8 protein-coding genes are annotated in these 9,926 nt (G+C 70.2%); 4 read left to right on the top strand and 4 right to left on the bottom strand.

The window, feature by feature from the left end:
- Positions 1-151: 151 nt before the first annotated feature.
- Positions 152-1,339 (bottom strand): acyl-CoA dehydrogenase family protein, encoded by a 1,188-nt coding sequence (locus tag ACIQM3_RS17755; protein WP_401624838.1) that lies wholly within the window; start codon positions 1,337-1,339, stop codon positions 152-154.
- A gap of 102 nt (positions 1,340-1,441) precedes the next feature.
- Here ACIQM3_RS17755 and ACIQM3_RS17750 point away from each other — a divergent pair, with 102 nt between their 5' ends.
- Complete coding sequence (locus tag ACIQM3_RS17750; RefSeq protein ID WP_401624836.1) at positions 1,442-2,581, top strand: acyl-CoA dehydrogenase family protein; 1,140 nt, start codon at positions 1,442-1,444, stop codon at positions 2,579-2,581.
- Positions 2,582-2,717: 136 nt separating this feature from the next.
- On the opposite strand, the gene ACIQM3_RS17745 is transcribed toward ACIQM3_RS17750, so the two are convergent.
- The 3 genes from ACIQM3_RS17745 to ACIQM3_RS17735 are packed head-to-tail and all read right to left on the bottom strand — an operon-like array spanning position 2,718 to position 6,040.
- On the bottom strand, positions 2,718-4,214 hold the full coding sequence (locus ACIQM3_RS17745; protein WP_401624834.1) for a class I adenylate-forming enzyme family protein: 1,497 nt from the start codon (positions 4,212-4,214) through the stop codon (positions 2,718-2,720).
- Between the two features lie 27 nt (positions 4,215-4,241).
- The gene (locus ACIQM3_RS17740) at positions 4,242-4,547 is read right to left on the bottom strand and encodes a hypothetical protein (RefSeq protein ID WP_401624832.1); all 306 of its coding nucleotides are present in this window, start codon (positions 4,545-4,547) and stop codon (positions 4,242-4,244) included.
- Positions 4,544-6,040, bottom strand: coding sequence for a class I adenylate-forming enzyme family protein (locus tag ACIQM3_RS17735; protein WP_401624830.1), 1,497 nt, complete (start codon positions 6,038-6,040; stop codon positions 4,544-4,546). The genes ACIQM3_RS17740 and ACIQM3_RS17735 overlap by 4 nt, the downstream gene beginning before the upstream one ends.
- A 223-nt stretch (positions 6,041-6,263) precedes the next feature.
- Between ACIQM3_RS17735 and ACIQM3_RS17730 the strand changes: the two genes are divergently transcribed.
- The 3 genes from ACIQM3_RS17730 to ACIQM3_RS17720 all read left to right on the top strand — a co-directional run bounded on the left by ACIQM3_RS17730 (position 6,264) and on the right by ACIQM3_RS17720 (position 9,919).
- Positions 6,264-7,316 (top strand): LLM class F420-dependent oxidoreductase, encoded by a 1,053-nt coding sequence (locus ACIQM3_RS17730; protein WP_401624828.1) that lies wholly within the window; start codon positions 6,264-6,266, stop codon positions 7,314-7,316.
- On the top strand, positions 7,313-8,155 hold the full coding sequence (locus ACIQM3_RS17725) for an acyl-CoA thioesterase (RefSeq protein ID WP_401624826.1): 843 nt from the start codon (positions 7,313-7,315) through the stop codon (positions 8,153-8,155). Before ACIQM3_RS17730 ends, ACIQM3_RS17725 begins: the two co-directional genes overlap by 4 nt.
- 201 nt (positions 8,156-8,356) lie before the next feature.
- Positions 8,357-9,919: an ABC transporter substrate-binding protein gene (locus tag ACIQM3_RS17720; RefSeq protein ID WP_401624824.1), complete on the top strand. Its 1,563-nt coding sequence runs from the start codon at positions 8,357-8,359 to the stop codon at positions 9,917-9,919.
- Positions 9,920-9,926: the final 7 nt, after the last annotated feature.

Below are 9,926 nucleotides of genomic sequence, written 5' to 3'. Positions count from 1 at the left end.
TTATCCCCACCCACCGCCCATGGCCCGGGCGTGTTTTGCCCGGGGGTGACAGGGGGCCGGGGGCGGTTGTGGCGTGGCCCGGCCGCGGGGCCCCCCCCCGGGGGGGCCCGCCGGGTCCGCAAACCAGGCGGACCGCCGCGGCGTGGCGGGTTCAGCGCGGCTCTCGGGGCAGGCCGAGGGCGCGTTCGGCCACCACGTTGCGCAGCACCTCGTTGGCGCCGCCGGCGATGGTGTAGGCCCGGGCATACAGAAAGGCGTCCTGCCACCAGCCGTTGTCGGCCGCCCCGGGGTCACCCTCGACGAGAACACCGTCCGGGCCCTGGAGAGCGACGCCGGTCTCGGCGGCGGCGAGATTGGTCTCGCTGAAGAAGATCTTCACCAGCGGGGCGTCCGCGGGGTCCTCCGTACCGTGCACCATGCGGGACTGTGCGGCCTTGCTCATCAGGTCCGCGACATGGATGTCGGTGGCCAGGGCTCCCAGTCGCTGGCGCACCGCGCCGTCCTGGAGCGCGGGGCGGCCCGCGAACCGCGCGCCGTCCGCCAGCTCCAGCAGGTCGTCCAGCTGGCGCAGCAGATCCGCGCCTCGCGCGGCGACGCCGCTGCGCTCGTGACCGAGACTGGAGTTGGCGACCCGCCAGCCGTCGTTCACCTCACCGATGACGCAGTCCGCCGGAACACGGACCTGGTCGAGGAAGACTTCGTTGAAGTCCTCGGTACCGGTGATCTCGCGCAGTGGGCGGACATCGACCCCGGGGGTGTTCATGTCGAGCGCGAAGGCGGTGATCCCGCGGTGCTTCGGGGCGTCGGGGTCGGTACGGGCCAGAAGGTAGCCCATGTCGGCGTACTGTCCGTTGGTCGTCCAGACCTTCTGGCCGTCGATGACGTACTCGTCGCCCTCCCGGCGGGCGCGGGTGGCCAGGCCGGCCAGGTCGCTGCCGGCGCCCGGCTCGCTGAAGAGCTGGCACCAGATGTGCTCGGCTGAACGGATGCGGGGAAGGAAGCGCTGCTTCTGCGCATCGGTGCCGAATTCGATGAGGGCGTTGGCGGCCAGCGGCCCCGCGCCGATCGGGTCCCAGGTGCGGGCGCGGGCGATCTCCTCAGCGACCACGAAGGCCTGTTCGAGACTGGCGTCCGGCCGGCCCCCGTACTCCTGCGGCCAGTCCGCACCCAGGTAGCCCGCCTCGAAGAGAGCGGCCGTCCAGCTCCGGATGGCGGGGATCTGTTCCGGCTCGGGCGCCCGTACGCCGGTACGGTGCTTGACGCCCGGCGCGCGCTCCGCGATGAAGGCACGCACACGGTCCCGGAAGGCATCCAGCTCCGGAGAGGTTTCGAGCCGCACCACAGGCCTCCGTCTCATTCGATCCGGTGAAAAGCATTCCCACAACAACGGTAAATCAGTTATACCATAGGGGGATGATCTCGGGACGGAAAGGCGAGTGCAGTGGATTTTGAGCCGAGCGAGGAGCAGGTGATGCTCCGGGACGTCTCCCGGAGCGCACTGAAGAGTCACGCCACCCCCGAGCAGGTAAGGGCGATGGGCGGCGACATCTTCGCCGAGGACGGCGAGTTGTGGCGTCTCGGCGCTGAGCTCGGCTGGCCGGGACTCGTGCTGCCCGAGGAACAGGGTGGAGCCGGCCAAGGGCTGGCCGAGCTGTGTGTGGTGGCCGAGGAGCTCGGCCGGGCCGCGGCGCCGGGGCCCTTCGTGCCCAGCTCCCTGGTCGGGCTCGCGCTGGCCCGTGGCGGCTCGGCCGCCGTGTGCTCCCGCATCCTGCCGGCCCTGGCCGACGGGTCCGCGTCCGCCGCCTGGGCCTTCGCCGAACCCGGCGGCGGGTGCACCCCCGACACGTTGACCACCACGGCGGTCAAGGACGGCGACGCCTATGTGCTCGACGGCCGCAAGACCTCCGTGCAGGACGCCGGAGCGGCCGGCTGGCTTCTAGTCACGGCCCTTCTGGACGACCGGCCCGCTTCCTTCGTCGTCGAGGCCGGCACCGCTGGTGTCTCCGTCCGCAGGCAGCAGGTCATCGATGAGACCAGGGCCTTCCACGAAGTGCGTCTGGAGCGTGTGCGGGTTCCCGCGGACGGACTGCAGAGCGGTGGTCCCGCCGGCGTACGGGCGCTGTACGACGCCGCGATCACACTGACGGCCGCCGACGCCCTCGGAGCAGCCGATGCGCTGCTGGACATGACCGTCGACTACGTCAAGGTGCGCCGGCAGTTCGGCCGTGCCATCGGCAGCTTCCAGGCCGTCAAGCACAAGTGCGCCACCATGCTGATGCAGGTCCACGCCGCCCGGGCGGCGGTGCACTACGCCGCTATGGCGTGGGACGCGGGCGATCCCGGTTCGTCACGGGCGGCCTCGGTGGCCAAGTCCTTCGCTTCGCAGGGTATGAGCCAGGTCGCGGGCGAGGCGCTGCAGACCCACGGCGGGATCGGCTTCACCTGGGAGCACGATCTGCATCTCCTCCTCAGGCGCGTGAAGACCGACGAGCTCCTTTACGGGGGCTCCGCGGAGCACCGGGAGCGCCTGTGCGCGCTGCTTCTCGCGGACCGCGCGGAGGCGGCGCCCGCAAGGGCCTGACACGCTCCGGCCCGGAGTACGACGACGGCGGCTCCTGTACACGGTGGTCACACACCGTGCACAGGAGCCGCCGTCGTCGTACGTCCGGCCGCTCGCATGCGCCGGACGGCCGGGGCTCCGCCGGACGTACGGGGCGTCAAAAGACCCGGGAGTCCGCGGCCAGCCGGCTGACCACATGCCGGCGTATGAGCTTGCCCGTCGGCGTCCTGGGCAGCTCCTCCCAGCACGCGACTCGGTCCGGGGTCTTGCTGCCGCGCAGCGTCCCGCGTACGAAGTCGCGCAGTTCCTCGCCCTCCACATCGCTGCCCGGCCGGATGACGACGGCTGCCTCGATCCGCTGCCCCCACTCGTCGTCCGGCACACCCACCACGACGGCGTCCAGGACCGACGGATGACGCAGCAGGACGTCCTCGATCTCCGCCGGGGCGATGTTCTCCGCGCCCCGGATGATGGTGTCGTCGACCCGGCCGCCGACGAAGAGATAGCCGTCCTCGTCCATGTGACCCTGGTCGCGGGTGTCGAACCACCCCTGCTCGTCCGTGAGACGGCCGGCACCCGCGTACTCGGCCGACACCTGCTCACCCCGTACGCAGATGAAGCCGGTCTCGCCGGGTGCCGCCGGTTCGCCGTCGGGACCGCGGACCTGGACCTCGACAGCGGGAAGGACGCGGCCGACCGAACCGAGCCTGGCTCGCACGGCGGGGTCGTCACTCGCCAGCGCCGTACGGTGGTCCTCGGGGCCGAGGACGGCGATGGTGGAGCTGGTCTCGGTCAGTCCGTAGGCATTGACGAAGCCGACGTCCGGCCAGTTCCGCAGGGCGCGTTCGATGACGGGGGCCGGCATGGGCGCGCCCCCGTAGGCCAGGGACCGGAGGCCGGGCAGCGGTGTTCCCTGGCCGGCCTCGACGATCCGGGCCAGCATGGTCGGGACGACCATCGCGTTGGTGATGCCCTGCTCGCGGACCGTCTCCAGCCACTGCTGGGGCGTGAACCGCTCCAGTACGACGGTTCGGCGGCCCGCGTAGAGATTCGTCAGGACGTTGGCGACCGCGGCGATGTGGTACGGCGGGACACTGACCAGTGCGGCTTCCTCGGCCTCCGCCCCGGCGAACTCCACCGATCCCAGGACGTAGGAGACCAGGTTGTGATGGCGCAGCAGGACGCCCTTGGGTTCCGACGTGGTGCCGCTGGTGTAGATGACCACGGCCGCGCCCTCGTCGTCCTGCGCGTCGCCGTCGAAGGCGGCGCCGCCGGCGGTGGACTCCAGCCACTCCGCGGGGGTACGCGCCGGAATGCCGGCCCGCTCCAGGGCGTCGGCCTGTTCGGGTGCGGCGATGCCCAGGGCCTTGGGATGGTTGGCGAGCAGGGAGTCCAGTTGTTCCCTGCCGAGTCGGTAGTTGACCGGGACCAGCGGAACGCCGGCGCGAGCGGCCGCGAAGAGCGCGACCGGGAACGCCGGGCCGTTGACGTCCAGGTAGATCACGGCGTCCGCGTCGGCCGCCCGGATCGCGGCCGCCCCGGCGGCTGCGCGGTCCCGGAGCCCGGCCGCGGTGAGGCCGTCCTCGTGGCGCCCGACGACCACGCGGTCGCCGAAGCCCTCGACGGCCATGTCGAGCAGCATCGTCACATTCATGCGGGTGGCTCCTGTCCGGCGACCGGGTCAGTCGGATGCGGGGAGCGCCTTGGCGCCCTTGACCGGGAGGGGGTTGCCGTCGACGGCGAGGCTGCCCTTGCCCGGCTTCGTGCAGAGCAGCTCGATGCCGAGCTCGTCATCGGCGTAGCGTTTGCCGAGTTGCGTGCCGTCCATCTGTGCGGAGTCGGCGGTGCCGGGCGCGGCTCCGCTCTTCGGGTCCGCCATCTCGGCGCCGCCGCAGGTGATCGTCACTTCCGTCAGGGGAGCACGCACCACGATGACGGTCGTGTCGTCGACGGTGGAGGAGAGTGTCTGTCCGACTCGTGGTTTCACAGAAGCTCCTTCGCTTCGATGGATTCCTTGACCAGTTCCAGCAGTTCGACCCTGCTCACCTTGGACGAGGGTGTCCGCGGCAGTTCGTCGGCGATGACGATGTGCACCGGCACTTCGTAGGGCGTGAGCGATTCCCTGCAGCAGGCGACGAGTTCGGCTGCCGGCGGTCGCTGCGCTCCGGCCCTGAGCTCGACGGCTGCCACCGGCACGTGTCCCAGACGGGCGTCGGGGAGGCCCGCGACAGCGGCCTCCTGCACTGCCGGGTGACGCTCCAGCGCCTTGCGCACCTGGTCGGGCTGGACCTTGAAGCCGCCTCGGATGATGGCGTCGTCCGCGCGGCCCTCGATCCAGACGAAGCCGTCGGTGTCGACGTGGCCCAGGTCGCTCGTGCGGGTCCACACGTCGCCGCCCAGGGAGGACTGCACGGTGCGGACTTCCAGGTTTCCGGTCTGCCCGTCGGGCAGCGGGACGCCGTCCGTGTCCACGGCCCGCATCTCCACTCCGGGCACGGTACGGCCCGCGCTGCCCGCCTTGCTGTCCCACCACTTCTCGTGCATGGGCAGCGTCCAGGTGGCGACGGCTCCGGCGAACTCGGTGGCCCCGTAGGTCATCAGGACCCGGGCGCCGTACGTACGGAAGAAGCGTTCGGCCAGCTCCGGCGGGCAGAACGCCGTACCACAGGTGATGACCCTCAGGCTGGACAGCTTCTCCGGCTCCACACCCGCGTCCAGCACGGTACGCAGGGCGGCCGGGACCAGGCCGGCGGCCGGTGGCCGGTGACGTTCGATGACGCGGACCCAGGGGTCCAGGGTGAAGCGGGGCAGCAGCGCGATGCGCCGGCCCGCGTGCAGCGCGGACACCGCGCCCCAGAGTCCGCCGATGTGCACCAGTGGCGTGGAGACCACACTGAGCCCCCTGCGCAGCAGGACGCCTTCCTTGGGGACCTGACCGCTGGAGTGGATCGCGGCGTCGAACTGCGTGTCGTTCAGCCGTACCCGCTTGGGCGGTCCGGTCGTGCCCGACGTCAGCATCTCGATGGTGACGCCGGGCGCCTGCCCGGATCCCCGCGGAGCGGTGCCGCCGGCCTCCTCGACGGTGCCGTCGGGACCGAGCCGGAGCGCGAGCCCCGTGCCGGTGACCGCGTCGAGCACCCCGGGACGGTTGAGCACGTCCGGCGAGCCGATGACGACGGGGGCACCGCTGCGGGCGATGTCCGCGGCCAGCCGCTCGGGCGGCTGGAGCGGGCTCAGGGTCACCACGCACCGGCCGGTGGCCAGGATCGCGATGAGCGCGCCCACGTGCTCCGGCCGGTTCTCCAGGACCAGGCCGACGCGAGAGCCCTCGCCCATCGACGCGCCGTCGAGTTTCCGGTCGAGCCGGCGTGCGAGTGAAGCGAGCGCACCCCAGGTCCACCAAGCATCCTCGAACTCCACGGCCTGGGCTTCCGCCGGTGCCTTGCTCAGCAGTTCGGCAAGACGACTGCGAGCCCCCATGAGCCACCTCCTAGAATGTAGATCAAAGATATAACTGATTAAGGTGAGCGAGCAAGGGTTCAGCGCCACGGGCACCCGACCGACACCCGCGCACACACGAAGCGCTCCGCACACCCCTCCCCGGGCGCGAACCTCTACTCATGGGATCTAAGTTAAAACAGTAATACGATAGAGCCTCGGCGGCGAGAGCGCCGCCTGGTCTGAACAAGAGAGGACGGCGCACATGCGGATCGGCATGCCCATGGCTTACAGCGGAGGGTTCACCGAGACGGTCGAGCAGCTCGTCGACTACGAACGGGCCGGGCTGGACGTCGTACACGTCCCGGAGGCCTACAGCTTCGACTCCGTCAGCCAGCTGGGGTTCCTGGCCGCGCGCACCACCACGGTGGAGATCGCGGCCGGCATCCTCAACATCTACTCACGCACACCTGCGCTGCTCGCGATGACCGCGGCCGGCCTGGACTACGTCTCCGGGGGACGCTTCGTCCTCGGGCTGGGCGCCTCCGGTCCGCAAGTGGTCGAGGGTTTCCACGGCTTGCCGTATCACGCACCCCTCGCCCGGACCCGGGAGGTCGCGAGCATCTGCCGTGCGGTGTGGCGCAGGGAGCGCGTGGTCCACGACGGTCCGCTCTACCACCTCCCGCTGACGAAGGAGCAGGGCGGTTCGGGCGTGGGCAAGCCGCTCAAACTGATCAACCACCCCGTGCGTGAGCGCGTGCCCATGGTGCTGGCCGCGCTCGGACCGAAGAACGTCGCCCTGGCGGCCGAGCTGTTCGAGGGCTGGGAGCCCATCTTCTACTACCCCGAGGGTGCCGAGGACGCCTTCGGGGACGCTCTCGAAGCCGGGCTCTCCCGCCGCGACGCCACACTCGGCCCCCTGCAGATCGTCGTCGACACGCATGTAGCGGTCACGGAGAACGACGAGGACCGGGAGGCGGCGATGCAGCAGGTCCGCGAGCATCTCGCCCTCTACGTCGGCGGCATGGGCGCCCGGGGGAAGAACTTCTACAACGACCTGGCTCGCCGCTACGGCTTCGAGGACGCCGCCGACACCATCCAGGACCTCTTCCTCGACGGCCGCAAGGACGAGGCCGCCGCCGCCGTGCCCGACGCCCTGGTGGACGGGGTGTCGATGATCGGGCCGAAGAACTGGATCAAGGAGCGGGTCGAGGCCTTCGCGGCGACCGGCGTCACCACCCTCAACGCCAAGCCGCTGGCCCCCACGCACGAGCGCCGGGTCGCCGACATCGCCACACTCAAGGAGGTCGGAGCGTGAGCCGCGCGTCCTTCACCTTCGTACCGGCCCCGGAGCTCGACGGTCATCCCGGTGACCCGCTGAAGGACCTGCTGGACCTGGAGGAGGTCGAGACCGATCTCTACCGCTCCCGGTTGCTGTTCACCGACCACTACGCGCTCTACGGCGGCCAAGTGGCGGCCCAGGCGCTCAGGGCGGCCGGCCTGACAGTCCCACCGGACCGGCTTCCGCATTCCCTGCACAGCTACTTCCTCCGGCCCGGCGACGCCTCGCGCCCCACCGTCTTCCAGGTCCACCGCGACCGCGACGGCCGCTCGTACTCGGCGCGCAGGGTGGTCGCCGTCCAGGACGGCAAGGCCATCTTCACGCTGTCGGCGTCCTTCCACGCGGCACAGGAGGGTCCCGACGAGCAGGTCACGAAGGCCAGGCCGTTCCCCTCCCCCGAGGAATGCGCCCCCTTCACCCTCCCCCGGCTGTTCTCCATGGAGGGCCGTAGCAGCGGGGTGCGCAGGCCGCACGAGATCGTGCCCATGCGGTTCTGGGCACGATCCACGGCCTCTTCGGCCGAGGACGGCCAGCTGATGCAGGCCTGCGTGCTGACCTACCTGTCGGACATCTCCAGCGGTCTCCACGCGATCGAGGACGACGACGCACGGGCCTCGGCGAGCCTGGACCACGCCGTCTGGTTCCACCGTCCCGTCCGCATGGACGACTGGACCCTGACGGAGGTCGTCCCGCACAGCGCCGCGGGCGGGCGCGGCTGGTACACGGGGTCCGTCTTCGACACCTCGGGACGCCTGGTGGCGAGCTTCGCCCAGGAGGCTCTCTTCCGTCATGTCCGACGAGGATCCCCCACATAGAGAACAGTCAATTAAATCAGTTAGTGAATACATCTTGACCGTCTCCAGCGCATCCGACCACAGTGTGTCGTGTCTTCCGGACGCTTCGTGATCCGGGAATGCCCCAGCAGCTGAACACGCGGCAGAGCCGCGTGCGGCCGAGAACCGGATGGCCTCCGCGAGGCCGACAGGCCCCTGCGGGCCCCGGAGAGAGGACCTGCTGTGAAGAGACGACACCACTGGTGGACCAGGCTTTTCCTTGCCGCCGGGATCGTCCTGGCGAGCGGCTGCGGAGGTGCCGCCGACCGGGCCCGTCAGGACCCCGGCCCGCCGGACCCCTCGGCCACCCTGCGGGTGGGATGGACCCAGGGCCTCACCTCGATCGACCCGCACATGGCACAGAGCGAGATCCTGACGTTCCGTTACGGCCTCGCCTCGGTCTACGACCGGCTCTTCACCGTCGACGCCCGGGGCGAGGTGAAGGGGATGCTCGTCAAGGACTGGGCGTACGGGAAGGGCGGCCGGACGCTCACGTTGAAGCTCCGCGAGGACGTGACCTTCCGCGACGGCACTCCGCTGGACGCCTCCGCCGTCAAGACCAGCCTGGACCGGGCCCGCACCCTGGACAGCCCGGTCGTCAAGAAGCGCATGGCCGTCGTCTCACGCGTGGACGTGGTGAAGGACTACGAGGTGGCGCTCACCCTTGAGCGGCCCAGTGCCACCGTGCCGAACATCCTCTCCGAGGTGTCCGGCTTCATTCTCCATCCGGATCTGATCAAGAACGGTGATCCCTCCAAGAAGGCCGAGGGGTCGGGCGCCTACCGCATCGTGAAGTGGCTCCCCGGCGAGCGCATCGTTCTCGAACGTGACCGGGACGACTACTGGGACGAGAAGGCCGCTCGCGTCGAGAGGATCGAGCACCGGACCGTCTCGGACTTCCAGGCCTTCTCCAACGCTCTCGCCGGCGGCCAGATCGACCTCGGGTCCCTCCTGCCTCACAACGTTCTCGGCCTGGAGGGACGCGGCGGCCTCAAGACCGTGCGTGTGGAGCACGGAACCGGGATGCAGCTCCTGTTCAACCGGAGCTCCGGGGCGCTCAAGGACCTCGGGGTACGCCGAGCGGTCAACTACGCCTATGACCGCAAAGCCATCACCGACGCCATCTTCCCCGGGTCCGTCCCCGCCTACCAGCACACCCGCAGCTCGCTCAACGGCTACGATCCCGGGCTGGAAGGCAGCTACGAGCGGGATCTGGGCAAGGCCAGGAAGCTGCTGGCCGAGGCGGGCCACCCGGAGGGCGTGGACCTGGGCGAAATGCTCGTCCCCGCTTCCAATCCGCCGGGCCTCGGGGATGTGATCCAGGAGCAGCTCGGCGAGGCCGGCATCAAGGTCACCCCCGTGCTGGTCGACTACGCCGAGGCGGTCACCCAGTTCGCCGGTGGCAAGGTGCCGCTTCTCCTGCACTACGTGCAGACCGGTACCGACTTCGGGGCGGGTGTCAGTGCCCGCTGGTACCCGCCGCAGATGAACCCCGCCGGCACCACACCGGAGTTCGACCGGATGTACGCGGCCGCCTCCGACAGCCGGCTGAGCGCCGAGGAGCGCGACGAGCGCTACCGGAAGCTCAACCGTTTCCTCGTCGAGCAGGCCTGGTCGGCCCCCGTCGCCTGGATCAACTACCCCTGGGTGATGAGCGAAAAGGTCCTGAACTTCACCGAGGACATGGACTACAGCACCACCTTCGGGCCGTACGACCTGCGTTACGTCGCCAAGGCCGCCGAGTAGCAGCACC

It is taken from the genome of Streptomyces sp. NPDC091271, assembly GCF_044757505.1.
Lineage (GTDB): Bacteria > Actinomycetota > Actinomycetes > Streptomycetales > Streptomycetaceae > Streptomyces.
The sequence above is the reverse complement of the archived record's forward strand: the minus strand, read 5'-3'. Positions and strand labels throughout refer to the sequence as shown.

What these genes read in the sequence shown, in the direction of transcription:
- ACIQM3_RS17745 (WP_401624834.1), bottom strand. Translation starts at nt 4,214, where the DNA reads ATGAATGTGACGATGCTGCTCGACATGGCCGTCGAGGGCTTCGGCGAC.
- ACIQM3_RS17735 (WP_401624830.1), bottom strand. Translation starts at nt 6,040, where the DNA reads ATGGGGGCTCGCAGTCGTCTTGCCGAACTGCTGAGCAAGGCACCGGCG.
- ACIQM3_RS17730 (WP_401624828.1), top strand. Translation starts at nt 6,264, where the DNA reads ATGCGGATCGGCATGCCCATGGCTTACAGCGGAGGGTTCACCGAGACG.